This is a genomic window from Flavobacterium aerium (assembly GCF_030766725.1).
GTDB lineage: Bacteria > Bacteroidota > Bacteroidia > Flavobacteriales > Flavobacteriaceae > Flavobacterium > Flavobacterium aerium.
Genome location: NZ_JARQWR010000007.1, coordinates 143632 through 168985, shown reverse-complemented (window position 1 = coordinate 168985; position 25354 = coordinate 143632). Strand labels below are relative to the sequence as shown.

Sequence of the window (25354 nt, the reverse complement as noted above, 5' to 3'; positions counted from 1 at the left end):
AGATTAATATATACTAAAATATAGCTTAGATGAATGCTACTATAGCTCCAGAAATGATTGCTCAACTTCAAGAAATTGTAGGGCAATCATTTCTTTTTACAGACGAGGAAACTCGAAAAAAATATGGACACGATGAAACTGAAGACTATTCTTTTCCACCCCATGTGGTCATAAAGCCAAGAACAGCACAAGAAATATCAAAAGTATTAATCCTTGCTAATCAACATAATATTCCGGTGATTCCTATTGGAGCTAGAACAGGCTTGAGTGGAGGAGCTTTAAGTATCTTTGGAGGAATAGGATTGTCGATGGAAAGATTTAATGAAATTTTGGATATTGATGAAAAAAACCTTCAAGTAACGGTAGAACCAGGTGTAGTAACACAAGTATTACAGGAAACCGTTATGGAGAAAAGCTTATTTTATCCACCCGATCCGAGTAGTCGAGGATCTTGTTTTATTGGAGGAAATGTAGCTGAAAATGCAGGAGGTGCCCGTGCTGTAAAATATGGTGTTACAAAAGATTATGTATTGAATTTGGAAGTAGTTTTACCAACAGGTGAAATAATTTGGACGGGTGCCAATACCTTGAAAAATTCAACTGGATATAATTTAACCCAACTAATGGTGGGTAGTGAAGGAACTTTGGGAGTGATTACAAAAATTGTAATGAAGTTAGCGCCTTATCCTACACAGAATGTATTGATGTTAGTGCCATTTTATTCGTCATATAAAGCCTGTGAAGCAGTTTCTGCGGTTTTTAGAGCAGGAATTACCCCATCAGCATTAGAGTTCATGGAGCGCGATGCAATTGATTGGACATTGAAATTTATTGATGGAATTAGTATTCCAATTAAAGAAGAAATCCAAGCCCACTTACTAATAGAAGTTGATGGAAATGATTTAGATATACTTTTTGCAGAAGCAGAAAAAATAAGCCAAATTATGGAGAATTTTGAATGCGATGAGATTTTATTTGCTGATACAGCTGACCAAAAGAATGCCCTTTGGAAATTAAGAAGAAATGTGGCAGAAGCAGTCAAATCCAATTCAGTATATAAAGAAGAAGATACGGTAGTTCCAAGATATGAATTACCCCAATTATTAGAAGGAATTAAAACGATTGGAAATAAATACGGATTCAAATCCATTTGTTATGGACATGCTGGAGATGGAAATCTACATGTCAATATCATAAAAAGTACAATGACAGATGAAGAATGGAAAACGGAAGTGCCAAAAGGTATTCGGGAAATATTTGAATTGACTGTAAGTTTAAAAGGAACACTTTCTGGAGAACATGGAATAGGATTAGTACAGAAAAATTATATGGATATTGCTTTCAATGAAACGCAATTACAACTGATGAGAGGAATTAAAAACCTTTTTGATCCTAATGGAATATTAAACCCAGGGAAGATTTTCCCAGATAAAAAATAGAGTAGAATAAGCATGAAGTTTAAGTTAGATAAATTTGTACTAGCAATTATTGCAACAGTATGTATAGCCTATTTATTTCCAAATTTTGGAGCAGATGATAGTTGGTTTCCTATAGATACAATCAGTGGATATGGAATCTCTTTAATTTTCTTTTTTTATGGATTAAAATTAAGCCCAGATAAGATAAAGAGCGGATTAAAAAATTGGAAATTACATATCTTAGTACAGTCTGCCACCTTTATAATTTTTCCTCTGGTAGTTTTACTGTTTTATCCATTGATGAAGAATGAAGAGCAACACACAATGTGGTTGGCCGTGTTCTTCTTAGCGGCATTACCGTCTACGGTATCATCTTCTGTAGTAATGGTTTCTATTGCCAAAGGGAATATTCCAGCAGCAATCTTTAATGCAAGCTTATCAGGTATTATAGGAATCCTGTTAACGCCTTTGTGGATGAAGCCTTTTTTGGAACAACAACAAGCCGATTTTAATTTTGAAAAGGTTTACACACAATTGATTTTTCAAATCATAATCCCGGTTATTCTAGGGATAATATTACAACGCTTTGGAAGCAAATGGGCACAGAAATACAATAGCCAATTAAGTTTCTTTGATAAGGCAATTATTCTCTTAATTGTATATAAAAGCTTTGCTGAATCATTTATATCCGGAATCTTTAAAACATTACAATGGTATGATATGTTTATATTATTGATTATTGTATCTGTTTTATTTTGGGTTGTGTATGGGTTGATTAATTGGATTGCAAAACGATTAGGATTTAATAGAGAAGATAGAATTACGGCGAGTTTCTGCGGATCAAAAAAATCATTAGTACATGGGACTGTAATGTCAAAAGTATTGTTTACTAATGCGGCAACCATTGGAATTATTTTATTACCGCTAATGTTGTATCATGCCATGCAGATTTTGGTAATTAGTATTATTGCTGGAAAATTAGCAAAAGAAGTTGAAGTATAAAAAAAGCGTTCCTTACGGGAACGCTTTTTTTATATATAATATATCGGAAATTAATTATGCTTTTGGTAATACTTTATTGGCTAGCTTTCCAATGGTAAGACCTTGTACTACAATTGAAAAGACAACCACAAAATAAGTAATAGCTAATATAAGCTGCTTGTTTGGACCTTCTTCAATAGACAGGGCTAAAGCGATGGATACACCACCACGTAAACCTCCCCAAACTAATATTTTAATAGTTCCACGATTGAATTTTTCTTTAAAAGGAATAATAAGAGTTGGTAACCAAATGGATAAAAATCTTGAAAACAATACGATTATAATACATAATAAACCACTCAGCCAGTAACTACCAATGTTTGGAATTAATAATAATTCGAAACCAATAAAAAGGAATAAAATTGCATTTAGAATTTCATCGATTAATTCCCAGAATTTATTCAGATAATCTTTCGTAATAGGTGACATAGCAGTTTTTTTTCCATAATTACCGATCATTAATCCTGCTGCAACCATGGTTAGAGGACCAGAAATATGCATAGCATGCGCAATTAGATAACCACCCATCACTACCGACAGTGTAATTAATACAGAACCTTTGTAGTCATCTATTTTACGCATTGCATTGGATGCACCCAAACCTAGTAAAATACCTAAAAGGAAACCACCAAAAGCCTCTTTGACAATCAGCCAGGAAATATTTCCTAAAGAAATATCCGTGCTGCTCCCTTGAGCTAGTTGTAATATTACGGCAAATACCACTACAGCGACACCATCATTAAAGAGCGATTCACCGGCAACTTTTGTTTCCAAGGACTTAGGAACTTTGGCTTGTTTTAAGATGCCAAGTACAGCAATAGGGTCAGTTGGGGATATTAAGGAACCAAATAACAAACAATAGATAAAGGGTACTTCTATATTGATAAAAGGAAAGACATAGAATAATATTGTCCCGACAATGAAAGTAGAAATAATTACACTGGCGGTTGAAAAGACAATAATAGGCAATCGTTGTTCTCGAAGATCAATAAGATTAATATGAATTGCTCCTGCAAATAATAAGAAATTAAGCATGGCACCCATTAGTACTTCAGTAAAATCAACTTCGGCTATTAATTTTGAAAAATCGGTTAACGTATTTGGGAAAATATTACCACCAACAACTAGTAATATAGAAGAGGCCATAGCAATTAGCATTACACCAATAGTAGAGGGTAATTTTAGAAAACGAATATTCAAATAAGAAAAAAAAGAAGCGAGTACGATAAGTACAGAGAATGAGTAGTATAACTCCATAAAACAATTTTTATAATTTCAAAAAAACAAATGTCAATCAGACAAAGTTAAAAAAGCAGAGAAAAAATGCGAAAAAATTAAGAAAGCTTTAATAAAAAAAATAGCACTTAATAAGATGCTATAAGAAAGCTAAAATGGAGGGATTTATTGGTTGAATTTAATGTTGGTTACTTAAAAAGCCTTTCGTCAAAAGGAAAATCCTCTTGAGAAGTAATTTTAATTAAATCAAATTCGGGATGGTAGGGGTTTATCAAAACATTGTAATCGCCTTTTACAACTGCCGATGGAACGCGGATAATTGCATGAGTCTGATTATTGATAAAAATATCACCTAAATGTTGCGTGTAGGTTGTGTGAGGAAATGTATTCCATCCAATGGATAATTCGGAACTATTAAGCTGAGTTTGAGTAATATCATCTGGGATGGTGATTTCGAGCATTACAAAATCAGAAGGTAATGTTGCGATTGTTAAATGTACAGCAACCTCTGCCATCGCCAAAGCTCTGCTTTCGGCAGTATAGATGATTTCAATTCCTTGGGAATTCCATCTGTTGCCGTACACAGCTGCGCCTTTACCCGAGAGTGCAATGGGGTATTTCTTTCTTGCCAGTCGATAAACTTTCATTATGCAAATATTCCTTGATCGATATTATGTAGTTCTTTAATTACTAAGTCTTTCCCGTATGAATCTCTTAAAAGTTCTGTAGGTTTCAAATTCCCCAAGCCATAATTAGGCGTGTTTAACCAAAGGTAGAATTTTTCTACATCATCAAACACTTCTTTTCCTAGATTAGTAACTTCGGCAAGTTCAAATATTTTTTCAGAGTGAATTGGTTTAAATATATAACCATCTGCATCTCTATAACGTTGTAAAGATTTTTTAGAAATATTTAAAAAGTTAGCCCAATCATCTTCGCTAAAAGGAGTTACTTGTTTTATTAATTTAAAAAGATTAAAGGGCACACCTTCGCGAATTGAGTGAACAATTAACATGGGACTTGATAGTAGCTCATTATATGTAATATTGTTATTTATTACTTTGTAGTCTCTATCTTTCTCTACTTTTCGAACAAAGACTCTAACGGCTTTGTCTAAATCGCTGTTTGATTTTTGAATTGCGTGTACCATAATGTTGACATTTGTCTACAAATATAAGACTTTTGTTTTGGTCTTTCAAATTTTCTCTTCATTATTTTGACATTTGTCTATAAATATTAGACAGGTGTATTGCGTGATGTTTGCTAATTTAATTTTTTGCTATAAAAAAACCCCAAACTATTGTTTGAGGTTTTAATAATATTAAATTTAAAAAGAGATTAGTCAATTAGAACCCATTCTCCTGAATGAAGTAATGCTTCTGCTTTTTTAAATTTCATCTCTTCCGTTTTTCCACTAATCACATGTTTGATTGTAACAGTGTCATTACGGTTAATTTTTGGAGCATCTCTTACTACTGTTTCAGTAACAGCAGGTCTTTGTGTTTGAGAAGCTTCTCTATTTTTTGCAGCAACTTCATCTGTATTAGGGATTTCGTCTTTGCTTGTTTGATAATTTTCTTTTTGACGTACCTGTTTAGCCTCTTGAATATTGCTTTCAGGATTTTGAGCCGGTAAATCACCTTTAAATAAGAAAGAGATAACTTCTTTATTCACGCTGTCTAACATTGCTTTGAATAATTTGAAAGCTTCAAATTTGTAAATAAGTAATGGATCTTTTTGTTCGTGAACAGCTAATTGAACAGACTGTTTCAATTCATCCATTTTTCTTAAATGTTTTTTCCAAGCCTCATCAACGATTGCTAAAGTGATGTTTTTCTCAAAATCAGCAACTAATTGTTTACCATTAGTACTATATGCTTTTTCAAGATCAGTAACAACATTCAATGTTTTAATACCATCTGTGAAAGGAACAACAATACGTTCAAATTGGTTACCATTGTTTTCGTAAACATTTTTGATGATAGGGAAAGCATCATTTGCATTTCTTTCCGTTTTCTCTGTATAATGTTGTAATGCTGCTTTGTATATTTTACCAGTTAATTCAATATCAGAAAGTCTTGCAAAGTCACTTTCAGTAATTGGAGAACTGATAGAGAAATAACGGATTAATTCAAATTCAAAGTTTTTGAAGTCATTTGCAGGTTTGTTTGTTTCAACGATGTTTTCACAAGTGTCATACATCATATTTGCAATATCTACTTTAAGACGCTCTCCAAATAATGCATGGTGGCGACGTTTGTAAACTACCTCACGTTGTGCATTCATGACGTCATCATATTCTAATAAACGTTTACGAACGCCAAAGTTATTCTCTTCTACTTTTTTCTGAGCGCGCTCGATAGACTTAGTCATCATAGAATGTTGAATTACTTCACCTTCTTTTAATCCCATTCTATCCATAACTTTAGCTACTCTTTCAGAACCGAATAAACGCATTAAGTTATCCTCAAGAGAAACGTAGAACTGAGAGCTTCCTGGATCACCTTGACGACCAGCACGACCACGTAACTGTCTGTCAACACGTCTAGAATCATGTCTTTCAGTACCGATAATTGCTAAACCTCCAGCAGCCTTAACTTCTGCAGAAAGTTTAATATCCGTACCACGACCAGCCATATTCGTTGCAATAGTTACAACACCAGCTTTACCCGCTTCTTCAACAATCTCAGCCTCTTTTTTATGCATTTTAGCATTCAATACATTATGAGGAATATTTCTCATTTTCAGCATTCGGCTCAATAATTCTGAGATCTCAACTGAAGTAGTACCAATAAGCACTGGTCTTCCTGATAATGATAATTGAGTAACATCCTCAATTACAGCATTGAATTTTTCACGAGTTGTTTTGTAGATTAAATCTTCTTTATCTAATCTAGCCATTCCACGGTTAGTAGGAATTTCAACAACGTCTAATTTATAGATTTCCCAGAACTCACCAGCTTCTGTTACAGCAGTACCAGTCATACCAGCTAACTTACTGTACATTCTAAAATAGTTCTGTAATGTTACAGTTGCAAATGTTTGAGTAGCAGCTTCAATTTTTACATTTTCTTTTGCTTCAATTGCTTGGTGTAAACCATCAGAGTAACGACGACCATCCATGATACGTCCTGTTTGCTCATCAACAATCATAATTTTGTTGTCCATGATTACATACTCAACATCTTTTTCAAATAAAGTATATGCTTTCAATAACTGAGTAAGAGTGTGGATACGCTCGCTTTTTACTCCAAAATCTTGGAATAATTGGTCTTTTTGTTCCGCTTCCTCTTCTTTCGTTAATTTTTGTTTTTCAATATTAGCGATCTCAGTACCAATGTCTGGTAACACGAAGAAATCACTGTCAGTATCAGTTGAAAGGAATTTAATTCCATTGTCAGTTAGTTCAACTTGATTATTTTTTTCTTCAATCACAAAATATAGAACTTCATCTATTTTATGCATTTCGCGATTGTTATCCTGCATATACTGATTTTCGGTTTTTTGAAGAATTTGTCTAACACCTTCTTCACTCAAAAATTTAATTAATGCTTTGTTTTTAGGTAAACCTCTGTAAACTCTTAATAATAAGAATCCACCTTCTTTAGTATTACCTTCTTTGATTAATTTTTTCGCTTCAGCCAAAACACCGTTAAGCATTTGTCTTTGAAGAGTAACTAAATGGTCAATTTTTGGTTTTAATTCGTTAAATTCATGACGATCCCCTTGAGGAACTGGTCCAGAAATAATTAAAGGAGTTCTAGCATCATCAATTAATACTGAATCGACCTCATCGACAATAGCATAATTGTGTTTACGTTGAACTAGCTCAGCAGGAGTGTGAGCCATATTATCTCTTAAGTAGTCAAAACCAAATTCATTATTCGTTCCGTAAGTAATATCTGCTTCGTAAGCTTTTCTTCTTCCAGGAGAGTTTGGCTGATGATTGTCAATACAATCAACGGTCATACCGTGGAATTCGAATAAAGGAGCTTTCCAAGTACTATCTCTTTTGGCAAGGTAGTCATTCACGGTAACTAAGTGAACACCATTTCCTGTTAAAGCATTTAAGTATAAAGGTAGAGTTGCAACTAATGTTTTACCCTCACCCGTTTGCATCTCAGCAATTTTACCTTGATGTAAAACCATACCACCAACTAACTGAACATCATAATGAATCATGTCCCAAGTAATTTCTTTCCCGGCAGCATTCCATTTGTTAGCCCAAGTTGCTTGATCACCATTCAATTGGATATACTCTTTAGATCCAGATAATTCACGGTCTTTTGCCGTTGCAGTAACTGTGATCTGTGCATTGTCTTTGAATCTTCTAGCTGTTTCTTTTACAACAGCAAAAGCATCAGGAAGAATTTCCATTAAAGTTTTTTCAGAAATATCATAAGCTTCTTTTTCTAAAGCATCAATAGCAAGATAAATTTCTTCTCTTTTATCAATATCTTCAGTAGTTTCAACTTCTTGCTTTTTTGAAGCAATAGCAGCATCTTTTTCAGCACGCGCTTGTTGGATTTTCTCTTTGAAGAAAGCAGTTTTAGCTCTTAATTCATCATGTGATAAAGCAGAAAGTTCACTTTCTAAGGCTTTAATTTTTGCTATGATAGGTTGAGAAGCTTTAACATCTTTTTCAGACTTATCCCCCACAAAAGCTTTGATTATGCTATTTAAAAAACTCATAATTTGGTTGTTATTTCTAATTCTTAATATAATGTGTAAAATTAAACAAAAAAAAAGCCTCATTTTGAGACTTTTTCCTTGAATTTATTTTTTAATATTCATCCTCATTCCAAAGATAATCTTCGTCTGTTGGATAATCAGGCCAAATTTCTTCCATTGATTCATATATCTCACCCTCGTCTTCTATAGATTGAAGGTTTTCAACCACCTCTAGTGGCGCTCCAGTTCTGATAGCGTAGTCGATAAGTTCATCTTTGGTAGCAGGCCAAGGAGCATCACTCAAATAAGATGCTAATTCTAAAGTCCAATACATATCTTTTATCGATTTAATATTTATGCAAAAATAATTTTTCTACTGATATAGTCAAGTAAAATTCTATTTATTTTATAAAAAGTTAAGAACGTTTTATTGTTTTTTACTCTAAAAAGAATAAAAAGAGCTAAAAATGACTTTTTGGACTGCTAATTTTTCTCAGGAATCCATTTTGCCTCTTCCGCTTTCAAGTCAAATGTCAACTTCCGTGCCAACATAAAAAGGTAGTCAGAAAGTCGGTTTAAGTACTGTAATACCATTACGTCAGTAGGTTCTAATTCATTCAAATGGGCAGATAATCGCTCTGCTCTGCGACAAACGCAACGTGCAATATGACAATATGACACAGTGGTATGTCCGCCTGGTAACACAAAATGTGTCATAGGCGGAAGTTCTTTGTTCATTTCATCCATTTCATCCTCTAATAGAAGAACATCTTTTTCGGTGATTTTCGGGATATTAAGACGTTCTTTTCCACTCTTCAAAATGGCTTTTTCTGGATCAGTAGCTAAAATGGCTCCTACAGTAAAAAGACGATCCTGAATAATGATTAGAATGTCTTTATAATGTTGATTCATGTCTTGATCTCTAATTAAACCGATATGAGAGTTTAATTCATCAACAGTTCCGTAACTGTCAATGCGAATATGATGTTTTGGGACACGTGTACCACCAAATAAGGCAGTAGTGCCTTTATCTCCTGTTTTAGTATATATTTTCATAAGACAAAAAATTGTAGGTTTTGAATATTAACGATTTTTGTTATCGCTTTCAATAATGCCATCTCGTAAGCGTATTATACGATGAGCATAAGCAGCAATATCCTCTTCGTGAGTAACTAATATAACGGTGTTACCATTAGCATGAATATCATTGAATAAATTCATGATTTCAATGGAAGTTTTAGAATCTAAATTTCCAGTAGGTTCATCAGCAAGAATAATAGACGGTTTATTGACTAAAGCTCTGGCAACAGCAACTCTTTGACGTTGTCCTCCCGAAAGTTGATTCGGTTCGTGATCCATTCTATCGGACAAACCTACTTGTGTAAGTACTTCTTCTGCGCGCTTAGTTCGGTCTGTTTTGGAATAACCTGCATAAATCATTGGCAGAGCGACATTATTTAAGGCGGTAGTACGCGGAAGAAGGTTGAAGGTTTGAAAAACAAAACCAATTTCTTTATTTCTAATTTCTGCCAGTTCATCATCGGTCATTTTACTGACATCTTTACCGTTTAGAATATACTGACCAGAAGTAGGAGTGTCTAAGCATCCTAGTAAATTCATTAATGTAGATTTTCCAGAACCAGAAGGACCCATTAAAGCAACATATTCTCCTTTGTTGATTTGAATATCAATACCTTTTAAAACTTTTACAATTTCATTACCCAGAACGAAATCTCTTTTTATATCAGTAATTTTAATAAGTGGATCTGTCATACAATTAATTTGAGTTTAAAAGTAAGGAAAAAAACAAATACGATTAGGTTATCAAATTAATTTTAAGAAATAGAATTTAAAATGAACTATTAGAAGTTTGAAATGATATTTAATGTTATTTGTTAATAAAATACTAATAATTTAAATCAAAATTGGCTGTATAAGTGATATTTGTGTAATTTTAAAGAACGATTTCTAACCAATAAAACCAAAAATTATGAAGACTAAAAATGCATTATTAGTAGTAGCTGTGATTACATTGGGATTTACGGCTTGTAAAAGTGAAACAGAAGCAAAAGCAGAAAAAACAATTGATACCTATGCTGTATATGTAGATTCAATTACAAATGTGGCAACAGCAGACATGAAAACACATTGGGAATCTATTGAAACTGGATTTGAAAAGAAAACTGCAGAAGCAGAAGCTGCGATTGTTAATTTGAAAGACAAAGTAAAAACAGATGCAGAAGCTAAGTTAGCTGCCAGTAAAGCAAAATATGCCGAATTGAAAGCAAAACTAGAAAAAGAAAAAGAAGCGGAAAAGAAAGCAGCTGAAGTAGATAAAATACAAGTGCTAAGAAATAGCTTGTTTGGACAAGGTAAAATAGGAGCAGATATGAAATTTGACTGGGTGAATAAAGATAATATCCTCAGTGTTTATGAGCAATTTGTAAATACTGCTGCGGAGAATAAAGATAAATATTCTCGTGAAGATTGGGATGAAGTAAAAGCAATGTATGAAGCGTTAGATAGTAGAAAAAATACTGTAGAAAAAGAAGGATTAACCTCTAAAGATAATTTTGCAATTGCAAAACTGAAATTAAAGTTTGCCCCAATGTATACTGTGAATAGAATGGGAGCTAAAGCAGAAGAAAATGCAGAAGCTAAAAAGTAATGAAAAAGAATTTTTTAAAAAAAAGACTGTCTGAGAAGGCAGTCTTTTTTTTGTGTTTTTAACCCCGAAAACAATTAAAATTCACTTCATTTTAATTGTTTTCGGGGTAGGTTAATTTTTATGGTTTTTAGCGTTGCTATATTTTTGTATTAAAATTATTTTAATATAAAAAGACACGTTATTATGAAAATATTGAAGTTTTTCCTTTTATCGATTTGCTTAATTATCCTATTTGGATGTTCAAATGATGACCAGAAGTATTTGGATATTAAGAAGCAGGAAAATGAAATTTTAATTAAAGTAAAAGATTGGGTAAGATATAATAATGTTAGTTTAGAGGATAAGATAGTTATAGGCTCACCTCGATTTTTACAGCGAGGTTCAAGTTTGTCTTCTGTAATAGTATTATCATTAAAAGGTGAAAGTGATAAGACGTTTGAAAGATTACTAGTTAGTATAAATGGAAATCTAATTAAAGCGAAATTATGGACTTTTAAATTTAATGAGGCTCAAGATAGTTATGCATTTGAAAATCTTACTGTACATCAGATATTAAGGAATTTTACGGGTACTTTAATAATAAATGATTTAGAGATCAATAGCCTAAGTGCTATTAGTTATATAAATGGAAATCCTCAAGAAGGCGAAAGTGCTCGAGGAGGAAATGGAAATCCACATTGTAGTAGATGTCATAATGGTATTTTGGATGAAGTAGTTGTCGTGGGTGGTGGTGGGAGTTCTAATGGAGGCTGGCCATCTAATCCGACTAATGGACCAATGATAAATCCTGGAGTGCCAACTATACCAATACCTATATTTGGAGGTGGAGAGACTATGCCCACTGAACCTAATATAGATGATAGTTATCCAGATTGTAATAGTTTTAATTATATAAAAAAAACTAATTTACCATGGCAAGAAGCAGCAGTTAAAAACATTAATTTTAATATTATAGTAGTTGAAACACTAACTCCTTTAAGGTTTCGTGTAGTGCATATTGCAATACCTCAAGCAGTATCTTTTCAAATGCCAACTAATTTAGCGATTGGAAATACAAATATTACTCCTGGGGCTGCAGCATTGTCTACAGCAAACTCTCTAGAAAGCGCAATGAATATAACAAAAAATTATTTTAAAAGTAATATTGCTTCTGATACACAAATTTACTATTATTTTGCGGAGACATTAAAAAATGAATTTGAAATGAGTAATCCAGGGGCTAGATTTCAATTAAATCCTGCGAATACTGTAACGCCTACAGAATATAAAACAAATTGGTTTGGACCAGGAGACTGTAATTAATTATGATAGAGACAATTTTAAGCAATATAGCAAAATGTTATTATCCATCTAGAATTGAAGAGATTATAAATATGGAGGAATATAATAACACTATTGAGTCTAAAAATCTTCGGCTTGTTCAAAATACTTTTGATCATATTTTGAGAAGTAAAGAACAATGGGAAGATTATGCCGTTAATTTTAAGAATATCAGATCAGATTTTAACTATCATGATGTAACTTTGTTTAGTTCAGGAGATAGGGCATTGAATTTCCAATTAACAACAATGCTAGGAAATAAACTTCACAGTATTTGTATGAATATTAGTATACTAATACCATATTATACTTATTATGTTTTGGAAGCTGAAGTAGATGTAGATAAATTGAAATGGATTAAAAAACCTATTATAAGAAAAGATCTTGAAGCATTGTATTCTGATGAGATTGAGAAGATGTGTATCCTGACTGAAAATAAATTTAGATTCTCGAAATTTCCAATAGAATTACTGGATTATAAATTACCTGAAATAAATAAAAGTTTTATTCCTTTTGGGGATTTTACTTTTTTTAATGCTTTCTTTTTAGACGAATATTATACTAGATTATGAGAAAAATGATTGTTTTATTATTTAGTTTAGGGTTAATATTGATAATTTATGGGTATACTAGTGATAATGTGTATGTTATAAATATTAAGGATACCTATTGTGCTATGTCGTCTATTTTTATAGGTCAATGGCTAGCTGTAATTTCAGCTATGTTTTATGGTTTAGTTTTTATTTTTAGTAAAAAAAAGACTAAAGAATCTTCATTTTTTTAAGACAAATATTACACTGGGTTCCATGAAAAAACTAATATATTTAGTATTATTTGCGAGTATTATTCTCATCCTTTTTGGGTGTATTTATCCAGAGAAAACATTAATAGATATTGGAGTGCATGATGTTTATCTTCTAATTGGATATCAGCCTATTGGCGCTTTATTACTTGTGTTATCAATTATTTTATGCTTGATTTTCTTTGCTAGAAGGAAAAAGAATTAAATAAAATCAAATTAGACCCTAACAGTAAAATGTTCAGTTTCTTGTTCTTTCCGAAAAAATAATAATCCCAAAGCATAAGTATTTATGCTAACCTTGACGAACGGAATAGTTAAGATAGAATTCCAAATATCTTGTTGGAAAGCAAACTTATTTATTGGGTTCAGTATTATAAAACTATCATTGTGAATTCGGGCTGACAATGAATTAACAACTGTTAGTAAATTATCTTTTGAAAGGTTATTTTCGATATAAACGAAATCAAAAATTTCAATATTAGATTGTGTATCATTGAAATAAGTAGGAGTGTCGGTTTGATTGAGTAATACGATTTTAGCATCAGGACAAGCAAGCTGTATTGTTGAAGCAATAGAATTATCTGAGCCGATAAGAAGTATTTTCTTAGGATTGAAATAATGTGTTATCCGATACAATAGTTTTATGTTTTTCAAAACCATTGAATTACTCGCCTTTAAGTCAGAATATTTAGGTTTAATCGTCTGATCATAAAAACACCGGGTAACCAATGTGTATACAAAAGGAGAATGAATACCGTGTTGGTTAGAGGAATGCCATAAAAACTGTAGGTATGATTTTATTTGAAATAACATAATGATAATTACAAAGTGGGCACAAAGATACTAAGATAATAGTCAAAAGTCAAAAGTAGAAAGATGAGACTTCATCCTGCCCAACTTTGAACCTTTCTGATACTAAAAAGACTATATTTGCGACCTTAAAATTTAAGCGAACAATAATATACATTTTATAGGATGGGGAAGGAAGAAATGGTGGTTAAGCAGGTAATAACTTCAGCAGAAATAGACCGATGTATTGCTGTTTTAGCACAACTAAATACTGATACAGATCAAATATTTGATATCCCAAAAGAGCAGAGAATAGCTTTGATCAAAGAAGCAGGGATGTTTTCTAGACCAGATAGAGATGAGTTTTCCAGAAGAGTTAAGGATGGTAAGCAAGCTGCCAAACGTAAAATGGAAAAGAAGGACAAAACAGCTCGTAAAGAAACTGGGATTCGTCATGCGCGTGAGGCAAGTGTATTTGTTGCACCAAAATTATTGGCCTTTAATGAGCTTGCCTATAAAGAGCAATTGGAATTAGAAACCCCTAGAAACTGTTATGTATGTAAAACCAAATTCACCAAAATGCATCACTTTTATGATACGATGTGTACAGAATGTGGTGATTTTAATTATGTCAAACGTTTTCAAACTGCCAATGTAAAAGGACAAGTAGCAGTCGTTACGGGTTCTCGATTAAAAATTGGCTATTATATTACTTTAATGCTTTTGCGTGGTGGTGCAACAGTTATTGCAACGACACGTTTCCCTGTAGATTCGGCACTACGCTTTTCTAAAGAAGCTGATTTTATGGAATGGGGGCATCGCTTAAAAATTCATGGATTAGATTTACGCCATATACCGAGTGTAGAAATTTTTTGCAATTTTATTGAGCAGAAGTATGATAGACTAGATATTCTTATTAATAATGCTGCGCAGACAGTTAGACGCCCAGCGGGATTCTATAGCCATTTAATGAAAAATGAAGAGTCTGCAATAAGTACCCTGCCTAAAGAAGCACAAGAATTATTGAGGGATCATACGAGCTGTCTAGATGAATTAAAAGTATTGACTCTGGGAGCTTCTTCGAATGAGAATATGCCAGTAACTTGGCATGGGCCCGAACCAGGAATTGGATTGCGTGCTTCGGCTAAATTATCTCAGATTCCATATTCTTTTGACAATGCATTGGTGGCAAATGAAGTTTTTCCAGAAGGAGAACTGGATGCCGATTTGCAACAAATAGATTTACGAAAAACAAATAGTTGGCGCTTAAGATTAGGGCAAATTGAAACAACAGAAATGATAGAAGTACAACTTGTGAATTCTGTTGCACCTTTTGTATTGTGCAATCGTCTTTCAGAAGTAATGAAAAAAGATAATACTGGACAAAAACACATTATTAATGTTTCGGCAATGGAAGGGAAATTCCATCGTTTTTTCAAAGAAGACCGCCATCCTCATACCAATATGGCTAAAGCAGCTTTAAATATGCTAACACATACTTCATCTGGAACTTTGGCAAAACATGGGATTTTTATGAATGCAGTGGACACAGGGTGGGTAACCGATGAAGATCCTGCAGAATTGGCTAAAAAGAAACAAGACCTAGAAGATTTTCAGCCACCACTTGATATTATTGATGGTGCTGCACGTGTCATGGATCCTTTATTCGATGGAATTAATACTGGAAAACATTGGTGTGGGAAGTTCTTAAAAGATTATAACCCTATTCCGTGGTAGATATTCATAGTCAGTTTTCAGTTGTTTTGAGAAAATGATATTTGATTTTATGTTTCTAGTGAAAAATAAAAAAACCACAACAGAATCTAATTTTGTTGTGGTTTTTAATTGAATTGATTTGAAAGATTTTACCCTTCAATCTTTGCGCTTAGTTCAAACCAACGCTCTTCTTTCTGATTTATTTTATCAATGATATTTTGCAACTCATTGGCTTTTTTCTCAATATCAGCATCCGCTACTTTTCCATCAGAGAATAATTGCTCAATTTTAGTTTTATCTATTTCTAAATCTTTGATTTCTCTTTCTAGTTTTTGATATTCTTTTTGTTCATTGAAAGTTAGATTTCCGGTAGGATTATTTTGTTTCCAATCTTTCTTTTCTGCTTTGTTTTCTTCTTTCTGAGCTACATCAGCACTATCCTCATAAGCTCTAAAGTCAGAGTAATTTCCAGGAAAATCTTCAACAACACCTTGACCTCTAAAGATAAATAAGTGATCTACAATTTTATCCATAAAGTATCTATCGTGAGAAACCACTAATAAACATCCTGGGTAATCCAAAAGGAAACTTTCAAGAACATTTAATGTTACGATATCCAAATCATTTGTTGGCTCATCCAGAATCAAAAAGTTAGGATTCTGAATCAAAACCGTACATAAATACAAACGTTTTAATTCCCCACCACTCAATCGGTCAACAAAATCATATTGTTTTTTTGAATCAAAAAGGAAACGCTCCAATAATTGTGAAGCTGAAATAATTTTTCCTTTCATCAATGGAATGTATTCTCCGTATTCCTTAATAACATCGATAACACGTTGTCCAGGTTTTGGATTAATTCCGCTTTGTGTATAATATCCTATTTTTATTGTCTCACCAACAATTACTTTTCCTGCATCTAACGGAATTGTTCCAGTCAATAAATTCAAGAAGGTTGATTTTCCAGTTCCATTTTTACCAATAATTCCAATGCGCTCTCCACGTTGGAAATCAAAACTGAAATTATCTAGAATAACATGGTCATTGAATTTTTTAGAAATTTTGTGAAGCTCAATAATTTTGCTTCCCATACGTTCCATATTAATTTCAAGCTCCACCTTGTTTTCGCGACGACGACTCTGTGCTTTTTCTTTGATTACATAAAAGTCATCCTGTCTAGATTTAGACTTCGTAGTACGTGCTTTTGGTTGGCGACGCATCCATTCTAATTCTTTTACGAATAAGTTCTGTGCTTTATCAACACTAGAATTTTCAGAAGCAATTCGTTCTTCTTTTTTCTCTAGATAATAAGAGTAGTTTCCTTTGTATTGGTATAGTTTTCCGTTGTCTAATTCAATGATTTCATTACATACACGCTCTAAGAAGAAACGGTCGTGCGTGACCATGAATAAGGTAATGTTTTCTTTAGCAAAATAACTTTCTAACCACTCAATCATTTCAAGATCCAAGTGATTCGTAGGTTCATCCAGAATCAATAAATCAGGACGATTGATCAGGATAATGGCTAATGACAAACGTTTTTTCTGTCCACCAGAAAGACTTTTTACTTTTAATTTAAAGTTCTCTAGTTTTAATTTAAATAAAATCTGCTTGTATTGTGTTTCAAAATCCCAAGCATTGTGTTGATCCATTCCGTCAAAAGCTTTTTGATAAGCTTCTTCATCTTCTGGATTTTCTAATGCTTTTTCATAAGCTTCAATAACTTTTAAGATTTCATTATCCGAAGCAAAGATGCTTTCTTCAATGGTTAGTTCCTCTTGCAAATTATTGTTTTGTGAAAGGAAAGCCATTCGGATTCCTTTTCTTAATACTACTTGACCAGTATCAGGTTCTTCCAAACCATTAATAATGCTCATGATAGTTGTTTTTCCAGAGCCATTTTTGGCAATGAAAGCAATTTTTTGATCCTTATTGATTCCAAAAGAGATGTTGTCAAATAAGGTTCTTTCGCCAAATGACTTGGATATATTTTCTACAGAAAGGTAATTCACAATACTATATTTTTTGCAAAAATAGGTTTTATTTATAAAAGCACCGTGATAATAGTGTAGTTCAAAATTTTAAAGAGCGATAAAAGAAAGGAGAATGAAGCAGATCCTCAATTTTAACAAGGATGAAAAGCATAGGATGTAGTGAGAATTAAAAAGAGATTTATATTTTTGAAGCCCATAGAGTAATGCCTTATCTTTGAAAAATGAAGTTATCAGTTATCATTCTTAATTACAATGTCCGTTATTTTTTAGAGCAATGTGTACAAAGCGTACAGAAAGCTCTAGTAGATATTGAAGGCGAAATTATTGTAATAGATAATAATTCTTCAGATGATAGCTGTGCAATGATGAAGAAGCAATTTCCTGAAGTAATATTGATTGAAAACAAAGAAAACTCAGGATTTTCAAAAGGAAATAATATTGGAGTTGAAAAAGCAAAAGGAGAATATCTTTGCATCTTAAATCCTGATACAGTAGTGGCAGAAGACACTTTTAGTAAAGTATTAGCTTTTGCAGAAAAACAAACTGATTTAGGAATTGTCGGAGTGAAGTTAATTGATGGAACAGGCCATTTTTTACCAGAGTGTAAAAGAGGAATACCCACACCATGGGTTGCTTTTACGAAGATTTTTAGTTTGTATAAACTATTTCCTAAAACTGAAATATTCGGAAAATACTATGCGCAGCATTTATCAGAAAATGAGACAGGAAAAGTAGATATTCTGGTAGGTGCTTTCATGATAATGAAAACAGAATTATATCGTAAAGTAGGCGGTTTTGATGAGGCTTGCTTTATGTATAGTGATGATATCGATTTGTCTTATACAATATTACAGGAAAATAAGCAGAATTATTATTTTCATGAAACCACCGTAATACACTATAAGGGAGAAAGTACCGTTAAAGATGGTACCTATATGAAGCGATTTCAGGAAGCGATGCGTTTCTTTTATAAAAAACATTTTAAAGGATCCGCATTTTTTGAACTTTTTATGTCATTAGGAATTGTATTCTTCTCGATTTTAAAGAAGTTTCAAGGGAAGCCAAAAGCAAAGACCAATTGTGACTCTTATATATTGATATCAGAATCGGAAAAATTGCTTTCAGAATTGAAGGAGATTTTACAAAAAAACGTGGTAGTCCATAAAATAAAATCAGAAAAAAACGTAATTTCGCAACAAATTAAAGATGGGGGTAATGTTGAAATTATTTTTGATAATAATTTTATAAACTATAAAACCATCATCGGAGATATGCAAAGGCTGAGAATTAAAGGAATAACCTTTAAAATTAAGCCTGAAAATACACACTATATTATAGGGAGTAACAGCAGTAATGACAGAGGAGAAGTAATTAATATAGAGAACAATATTGCATAATTATCTGAATAATTTTATTTTTTTTAGTAATATTGCAAAGAGATAATAAAAATTCACCTTTAGGTTAATAATATGGCAAGATTTGAATTGAAATTACCCAAAATGGGTGAAAGCGTTGCAGAAGCAACCATTACAAATTGGTTAAAAGAAGTGGGAGACACTATCGATGCTGATGAGGCAGTACTTGAGATCGCTACCGATAAAGTAGATTCTGAAGTGCCATCTGAGGTAAAAGGTATTCTTGTGGAACAACTTTTTCAAAAAGATGATTTAGTTCAGGTTGGACAAACGATTGCTATTATTGAAACGGAAGGTGGAGAAACGACAGAAGCAACTCCAAAACAAGAAGTTGTTCAAGCCGTTGAAAAAACAGTTGAATCAGCAAAAGATCATACAGCAGCACCAGTAGATTTTTCAAATTCTGAAAAATTCTTTTCTCCATTAGTGAAAAATATTGCAAAAGAAGAAGGAGTTTCAGTAGCAGAATTAGAAGCGATCAATGGAACTGGGAAAGATGGTAGAGTTACGAAAAATGATATACTAGGATATGTTGCTAATAGAGGAACTCAAGCTCCTGTTGCAACTCCAGTAGTTGCACCAGTACAACCAAAAGTAGCAACTCCAGTAGCACAAAAAGCAGCTCCAGTATCCGTAAATGGACAAGACGAAATTGTAGAAATGGATCGTATGAGAAAATTAATCTCAGGATACATGGTACAATCGGTTCAAACTTCAGCACACGTTCAGTCATTTATTGAGGTAGATGTAACGAACATTTGGAAATGGAGAGAGAAAAATAAAAATGCTTTCGAAAAAAGAGAAGGAGAGAAATTAACGTTCACGCCAATCTTTATGGAAGCCGTTGCAAAAGCATTAAAAGATTTCCCTGGAATGAATATTTCTGTAGATGGCGAATACATCATCAAGAAGAAAAATATCAATTTAGGTATGGCAGCTGCTTTACCAAACGGAAATTTAATTGTACCTGTAATTAAAAATGCAGACCAATTGAACTTAGTTGGAATGGCAAAAGCTGTAAATGATTTAGGAAATCGTGCAAAAGCAGGAAAACTAAAACCAGACGATACACAAGGAGGAACCTATACTGTAACAAATGTTGGTACATTTGGAAGTGTATTTGGAACTCCAATTATTAATCAGCCCCAAGTAGGGATCTTAGCTTTAGGAGCAATCCGTAAGATGCCAGCAGTTATTGAGACACCAGATGGAGATTTCATTGGAATCCGTCATAAAATGTTTTTATCACACAGTTATGATCATAGAGTTGTAGATGGAGCATTAGGTGGATCATTTGTAAAACGAGTAGCAGATTATTTAGAAGCTTTTGATGTAAATAGAGACTTTTAATAAAAGTATACCAATAAAAAAAAACAGCCTCAATATTGAGGCTGTTTTTTTTTGAATTCTATTTTTTGCAGTAAATACTTTTTAGCTTTTGATTATTGTTCATCATTGTATTGTTTGGTCGCTTTTTGTAATCTTCGGAGAATGTTTTTACGAAGCATTTTTGGGCCAAGTACTTTTACAGATTCTCCAAAACCCAAAATTTCACGCTCCAACTCAAAATTTAATACAACATCAATACAAACGACGATACCATTTTCATCCTCTTTTAATACAGTTTGTGAGCTGTGTAAAGGTTTTGTTAACACATAAGGAGCATTCTGTTTATTGAATTGAAGGATGACTTTTTGTGGACGATCATGCTCAGTTTTAGTAACACCTAGTAAATCATCAAAGTAACGGTCAAAGTCAATACCGGTATATTCAATAAAAATATCTTTTGGTAAGGCATGAAACTCAATAATACGATCCAATGCCAGTGTGATAAGACTTCCTTTTTTAGGTTTTGCTAAAAGAAACCATCTATTGCGGTATTCTTTTAATAAATAAGGATGATAAATATCTTGGTTAGATTTAATAGCCTTGAAAGACTGATATTCAATCAGTAAAGGAGTTTTGTTTAAAATAGATTGATATATTGGATTGATGTGTTCTAATCCTTTTAGTTGTGCATTATTTTCAAATTGAATATAGTTTTTTTTATCCCCAGATGATTTATGTAGATTGTTTTCCAGCTTAGCGATCATATCACTCATTTCATCAAAGTAGTTAAAACCATTCAGATGCTTTAGAATACTCACAATCTCTTTCATTTTCTCCATATCCGAATTGTTAATAGGAGAATTAGTAATACTGTAATTTGGGTCATCATAGATATAAAACTTACGGTCGACTACTTCAATAGGAGCATTATAACCAAGTTTATCACTACGCATCATCTGGATGTCCCCTTGAATTGTACGTTTGCTTACACCCGAACTTATTCCTTCATATTCGTACAATGCATCAGATACTTGTTCAATTAAATCATCCAAGCTCCATTTACGAAAACGGTTTTTTAAACAGTTATCAATTGTTTTATAGCGTATTAATGCCAATTTGTTCGTAGCCATATAATAAAGTTTTATGGGGCGTGACCCTTCAGGTCAGGCTGTTCACTATATCTTTTTCTCTTGGATGAAGAGAAAAAGGATGCCGTTTCCATCCTTCACGCAGACCAAATATAGTGAAATGGATTATGTTACGCAGTATATGTACGCAGTTGATGCTATTTTATTTTTTATTTCAATTTTATTTGGATAAAACACCTTGATTTTATTAGACTTTAGAAAATAGTTTAAAATTAATTATCACTGCGCATTTACTATGCGCGATTCAACGATCATCTTTGCAATGTAGGAATGAAACAAAACCTTGTAGCTTAAAAGGAAAAGCTGCGGTAAAATACGAAACCGTGGAGTGTATGGATATTCCGGTTAGACCTGAGCGGACTAATGGGTAGAGTTTACAGTTGCACCGAAAGTTATGGTAATAAGTAGGGAAGCGTATTTACAGCCATATTGCCTGAGAAGGAATGTGAGTTCGAATCTCATCAAGGTTGCTATAGAATATTGAAAAACAAGAAAAATGAAAACAACAATTACAGGAACAGATTTATTATCTGTAGGATATAAAGCCAATGAGATTTTAGGATTCGCCTTAATATTGGCGAATAAAAACTGTGAAATATCAGAGAGAGAAGAAGTGATTGCTTTATTTAAAAAAGTAAAAGATAATCCAGAGAATTTTCTAGATGATGTTGTATTGGAAGATTTAGCTACAAAACTAATTGAAGAATCAAATGCTCCAATTGATGAAACGATAGTATTGAAAACATCAGTATTAGAGTATGCGGTATATGGTGAAGAAAATATTGATGAAGGAGCAAAAAGACAAATGAATATTGCAATGAAGCTTCCTGTTACTATTGGAGGAGCTTTAATGCCAGATGCACATCAAGGATATGGATTGCCAATTGGCGGTGTGTTAGCAACCAAAAATGCAATTATTCCGTATGGTGTAGGTGTTGATATTGGATGTAGAATGGCTTTGTCTATTTATGATATTCCAGAAGCCTATTTGGAGGAAAACAGCGTAAAGTTTAAAAGAGAACTGATTGCTCATACAAGGTTTGGAGCAGGCCATGGTTTTCATGGGCAATATAAGTCAACACACGATGTTTTGGATCGAAATGAATTTAACTTGACACCATTTATTAAAAACCTACAAGATAAAGCATGGTCACAATTAGGTACGTCGGGAGGAGGAAATCATTTTGTTGAATTTGGAATCATTGAATTTGAACAAAAAGATGAAATTTTAAACATTGAAAAAGGGAAATATGTAGCCTTATTAACGCACTCAGGATCTCGAGGAATGGGAGCAACCATTGCGGGATATTATACTCGATTAGCAAAGGAAAAAACAAAACTCCCAAAAGAAGCTTCAAACTTGGCGTATTTAGATATGAATAGCCAAGAAGGGCAGGAATATTGGTTCGCTATGAATTTAGCAGGTGATTATGCTTCAGCATGCCATCAGGTTATTCATGATAAGATGGAAAAAGCTTTAGGAGGAGTTGTTTTAGCCAGAATAGAAAATCATCATAATTTTGCCTGGAAAGAGATCTGGAATGGTGAAGAAGTAATTGTACATCGAAAAGGAGCAACCCCTGCTGGAAAAGATGTAATGGGGATTATTCCAGGATCTATGACAGCACCAGGATTCTTGGTTAGAGGAAAAGGAGAAGTACAGGCAATTAACTCAGCGTCACATGGGGCGGGAAGACAAATGAGTAGAACACAAGCGGTCAAAAGTATTACAAAAGTTCAAATGAGAGAAGTACTGAAAGAACATGGAGTGACATTAATTGGAGCGGGACGCGATGAAGCACCAATGGCCTATAAGGATATTAATATGGTGATGAATTCGCAGAAAGAATTGATAGATGTAATTGCAAAATTCACACCCAAAATTGTTCGAATGGCAGATGATGGAAGTAGAGAAGATTAGAATTGATAAGGCTTTAAATATTATTTAAAGCCTTTTTTTATTGAACATTTTTGCTTCAAGATGATTGGATTTCTATCAATACCGTATATTTGTAGTAACAGAAAAAGAAAAAATGGAACTTAAATTAAATAAGCCAATCTGCTTTTTCGATTTAGAAACTACAGGTATCGAAGTCGCTAGAGATAGAATTGTTGAAATATCGATTTTTAAAGTATATCCTAACGGAAACAAAGAAAGCAAAACATGGTTAGTCAACCCTGAAATGCCAATTCCTCCACAATCCACTGAAATTCATGGTATTTCCGATGAAAAAGTAGCCAACGAACCGACCTTCAAAGAACTGTCTTCTCAAGTATATGGAATGATTAAAGACTCCGATTTGGCTGGATTTAATTCAGATCGATTTGATATTCCATTGTTGGCGGAAGAATTATTAAGAGCAGGAGTTGATTTCGATATGAAAAACAGAGTCTCAGTAGATATTCAGACAATATTTCATAAAAAAGAAGAAAGAACACTTAGTGCAGCCTATAAATTTTACTGTGGAAAAAGTTTGGAAAATGCACATAGCGCAGAAGCCGACACTATGGCGACATATGAAATTTTAAAAGCACAATTAGAACGCTATGAAGAGTTGGATAATGATATGAAATTATTGTCGGAATACACAACTCGAAAAAAATCAGCTGATTTTGCAGGATTTATCACTTTTGATAAAGACAATGAAGAAGTATTCTCGTTTGGAAAACATAAAGGAGTAAAAGTGGATAAGGTATTAGAAACAGAGCCAGGTTATTTTGGTTGGATTCAAAATGCAGATTTTCCATTGTATACTAAAAAAGTTTTGACTGCAATTAAATTGCGAAAACTGAATAACAAACTAAATTAAAGATTCGTTTAATACTTAAATTTTTAGATTAATATGAAAATCATCTGTATTGGAAGAAACTATGTAAAACATATTGAAGAATTAGACAATGAAAGACCAGACGAACCAGTCGTTTTTTTAAAGCCAGATTCAGCGATATTGATAAAACAAACTCCTTTTTATATACCTGAATTTACAAATGATGTACATCATGAGTTAGAGATTTTGGTGAAAATTACAAAAGTTGGAAAATATATTGATCCTAAATTTGCTCATAAATATTATGATGAAATAGGATTAGGGATTGATTTTACAGCCCGTGACCTACAAAGTAAACTAAAAGAAAAAGGATTGCCTTGGGAAAAATCCAAAGCCTTTGATGGCTCAGCAGTTATCGGTGAATTTTTACCAAAATCTCAATTTAGTTCTTTGGAAAATATTACATTTGAATTAAAGAATAATGGGGAGACAGTTCAAAAAGGAAACACAAGTCATATGTTGTGGAAAATAGATGAATTGATTGCCTATGTATCACAATTTTTTACATTAAAAATTGGAGATATTTTATTTACAGGAACTCCAGAAGGTGTAGCAGCAGTGAAACCAGGAGATGTCCTCGAGGGATATATTGAAGGACAAAAACTATATAGAATTCAAGTGAAATAATGGCATTACATTATAATTTATCAAAAGTGTACGCTATCTCCGATAATGACCAAGATTTTGCAATGCAAATTATCTCGGTCTTTGCTTCAGAGGTGCCTCTAGATTTAGAGGAAATTAAAGAAGGAATTAAAGCAAAAGACCACAGTCTTGTGTATAGTTTTGCACATAAAATAAAACCGACTTTAGATCTGTTAGGTATGGATGCAGCCTTTGAAGAAATAATATATATTGAAAATTGGACTAAGCTTAAAGGCAAGAAAAAAGAAATTAAAGAAACCTATAAGAGTCTGAAAAAACACATTAATAAAGCTTTGAAAGAAGTGAAAAAAGACTTCAATCTACAGGTGTAATT

23 protein-coding genes are annotated in these 25354 nt (G+C 32.9%); 13 read left to right on the top strand and 10 right to left on the bottom strand.

Translation table 11 applies throughout. From position 1 onward, the window contains the following. Nucleotides 1-29 precede the first annotated feature (29 nt). Nucleotides 30-1439, top strand: coding sequence for an FAD-binding oxidoreductase (locus P6733_RS11200; RefSeq protein WP_306352983.1), 1410 nt, complete (start codon nucleotides 30-32; stop codon nucleotides 1437-1439). A 12-nt stretch (nucleotides 1440-1451) separates the two neighbouring features. Beyond that, nucleotides 1452-2420 carry a bile acid:sodium symporter family protein gene (locus tag P6733_RS11195; RefSeq protein WP_306352982.1) on the top strand — a complete coding sequence of 323 codons (969 nt, stop codon included), beginning with the start codon at nucleotides 1452-1454 and terminating at the stop codon, nucleotides 2418-2420. Between the two features lie 54 nt (nucleotides 2421-2474). Here P6733_RS11195 and P6733_RS11190 read toward each other — a convergent pair whose 3' ends face one another. The 7 genes from P6733_RS11190 to P6733_RS11160 form a co-directional block, all read right to left on the bottom strand. Further along, entirely contained in the window at nucleotides 2475-3716 is a 1242-nt protein-coding gene (locus P6733_RS11190; RefSeq protein WP_306352981.1) for a cation:proton antiporter, read from the bottom strand. Nucleotides 3717-3883: 167 nt separating this feature from the next. Beyond that, complete coding sequence (locus P6733_RS11185) at nucleotides 3884-4342, bottom strand: RES family NAD+ phosphorylase (RefSeq protein ID WP_306352980.1); 459 nt, start codon at nucleotides 4340-4342, stop codon at nucleotides 3884-3886. After that, complete coding sequence (parS, locus tag P6733_RS11180) at nucleotides 4342-4845, bottom strand: type II RES/Xre toxin-antitoxin system antitoxin (RefSeq protein ID WP_306352979.1); 504 nt, start codon at nucleotides 4843-4845, stop codon at nucleotides 4342-4344. The genes P6733_RS11185 and parS overlap by 1 nt, the downstream gene beginning before the upstream one ends. A gap of 188 nt (nucleotides 4846-5033) precedes the next feature. Beyond that, a complete protein-coding gene (secA, locus tag P6733_RS11175; RefSeq protein ID WP_306352978.1) occupies nucleotides 5034-8387 on the bottom strand; it encodes a preprotein translocase subunit SecA in 3354 nt (1117 codons plus the stop codon). Between the two features lie 91 nt (nucleotides 8388-8478). Then, nucleotides 8479-8700: a DUF2795 domain-containing protein gene (locus P6733_RS11170; protein WP_002986941.1), complete on the bottom strand. Its 222-nt coding sequence runs from the start codon at nucleotides 8698-8700 to the stop codon at nucleotides 8479-8481. A 149-nt stretch (nucleotides 8701-8849) separates the two neighbouring features. Next, complete coding sequence (locus tag P6733_RS11165) at nucleotides 8850-9422, bottom strand: cob(I)yrinic acid a,c-diamide adenosyltransferase (RefSeq protein WP_306352963.1); 573 nt, start codon at nucleotides 9420-9422, stop codon at nucleotides 8850-8852. A 27-nt stretch (nucleotides 9423-9449) separates the two neighbouring features. Further along, nucleotides 9450-10139, bottom strand: coding sequence for an ABC transporter ATP-binding protein (locus tag P6733_RS11160; protein ID WP_306352962.1), 690 nt, complete (start codon nucleotides 10137-10139; stop codon nucleotides 9450-9452). Between the two features lie 217 nt (nucleotides 10140-10356). On the opposite strand from P6733_RS11160, the gene P6733_RS11155 reads away from it, so the two are divergent. From P6733_RS11155 to P6733_RS11140, 4 genes are all read left to right on the top strand, one after another. Continuing rightward, on the top strand, nucleotides 10357-11034 hold the full coding sequence (locus P6733_RS11155) for a DUF6565 domain-containing protein (RefSeq protein ID WP_306352961.1): 678 nt from the start codon (nucleotides 10357-10359) through the stop codon (nucleotides 11032-11034). Nucleotides 11035-11217: 183 nt separating this feature from the next. After that, nucleotides 11218-12336: a hypothetical protein gene (locus tag P6733_RS11150; protein ID WP_306352960.1), complete on the top strand. Its 1119-nt coding sequence runs from the start codon at nucleotides 11218-11220 to the stop codon at nucleotides 12334-12336. A gap of 2 nt (nucleotides 12337-12338) precedes the next feature. Next, nucleotides 12339-12926 (top strand): hypothetical protein, encoded by a 588-nt coding sequence (locus tag P6733_RS11145; protein ID WP_306352959.1) that lies wholly within the window; start codon nucleotides 12339-12341, stop codon nucleotides 12924-12926. 234 nt (nucleotides 12927-13160) lie between these two features. Continuing rightward, the gene (locus P6733_RS11140) at nucleotides 13161-13361 is read left to right on the top strand and encodes a hypothetical protein (RefSeq protein ID WP_306352958.1); all 201 of its coding nucleotides are present in this window, start codon (nucleotides 13161-13163) and stop codon (nucleotides 13359-13361) included. An 11-nt stretch (nucleotides 13362-13372) separates the two neighbouring features. On the opposite strand, the gene P6733_RS11135 is transcribed toward P6733_RS11140, so the two are convergent. Next, nucleotides 13373-13969 carry a hypothetical protein gene (locus P6733_RS11135; RefSeq protein WP_306352957.1) on the bottom strand — a complete coding sequence of 199 codons (597 nt, stop codon included), beginning with the start codon at nucleotides 13967-13969 and terminating at the stop codon, nucleotides 13373-13375. A gap of 162 nt (nucleotides 13970-14131) precedes the next feature. Between P6733_RS11135 and P6733_RS11130 the strand changes: the two genes are divergently transcribed. Next, a complete protein-coding gene (locus P6733_RS11130) occupies nucleotides 14132-15682 on the top strand; it encodes an SDR family oxidoreductase (protein WP_306352956.1) in 1551 nt (516 codons plus the stop codon). A gap of 128 nt (nucleotides 15683-15810) precedes the next feature. Here P6733_RS11130 and P6733_RS11125 read toward each other — a convergent pair whose 3' ends face one another. Continuing rightward, complete coding sequence (locus P6733_RS11125; protein ID WP_306352955.1) at nucleotides 15811-17673, bottom strand: ABC-F family ATP-binding cassette domain-containing protein; 1863 nt, start codon at nucleotides 17671-17673, stop codon at nucleotides 15811-15813. Nucleotides 17674-17876: 203 nt separating this feature from the next. On the opposite strand from P6733_RS11125, the gene P6733_RS11120 reads away from it, so the two are divergent. Together P6733_RS11120 and P6733_RS11115 are read left to right on the top strand one after the other, a co-directional pair. Continuing rightward, the gene (locus P6733_RS11120) at nucleotides 17877-19052 is read left to right on the top strand and encodes a glycosyltransferase family 2 protein (RefSeq protein WP_306352954.1); all 1176 of its coding nucleotides are present in this window, start codon (nucleotides 17877-17879) and stop codon (nucleotides 19050-19052) included. 72 nt (nucleotides 19053-19124) lie between these two features. Then, a complete protein-coding gene (locus P6733_RS11115; protein ID WP_306352953.1) occupies nucleotides 19125-20420 on the top strand; it encodes a dihydrolipoamide acetyltransferase family protein in 1296 nt (431 codons plus the stop codon). A gap of 92 nt (nucleotides 20421-20512) precedes the next feature. On the opposite strand, the gene P6733_RS11110 is transcribed toward P6733_RS11115, so the two are convergent. Next, nucleotides 20513-21529, bottom strand: a complete 1017-nt coding sequence (locus P6733_RS11110) for a helix-turn-helix transcriptional regulator (RefSeq protein WP_306352952.1) — start codon at nucleotides 21527-21529, stop codon at nucleotides 20513-20515. Nucleotides 21530-22043: 514 nt separating this feature from the next. Here P6733_RS11110 and P6733_RS11105 point away from each other — a divergent pair. The 4 genes from P6733_RS11105 (at nucleotide 22044) to P6733_RS11090 (ending at nucleotide 25352) form a co-directional block, all read left to right on the top strand. Then, a complete protein-coding gene (locus P6733_RS11105; protein ID WP_306352951.1) occupies nucleotides 22044-23468 on the top strand; it encodes an RtcB family protein in 1425 nt (474 codons plus the stop codon). A 112-nt stretch (nucleotides 23469-23580) separates the two neighbouring features. Beyond that, entirely contained in the window at nucleotides 23581-24357 is a 777-nt protein-coding gene (locus P6733_RS11100; protein WP_306352950.1) for a 3'-5' exonuclease, read from the top strand. Nucleotides 24358-24390: 33 nt separating this feature from the next. Then, on the top strand, nucleotides 24391-25002 hold the full coding sequence (locus tag P6733_RS11095; protein WP_306352948.1) for a fumarylacetoacetate hydrolase family protein: 612 nt from the start codon (nucleotides 24391-24393) through the stop codon (nucleotides 25000-25002). Next, nucleotides 25002-25352 (top strand): histidine kinase, encoded by a 351-nt coding sequence (locus P6733_RS11090; RefSeq protein ID WP_306352947.1) that lies wholly within the window; start codon nucleotides 25002-25004, stop codon nucleotides 25350-25352. The genes P6733_RS11095 and P6733_RS11090 overlap by 1 nt, the downstream gene beginning before the upstream one ends. Nucleotides 25353-25354 lie beyond the last annotated feature (2 nt).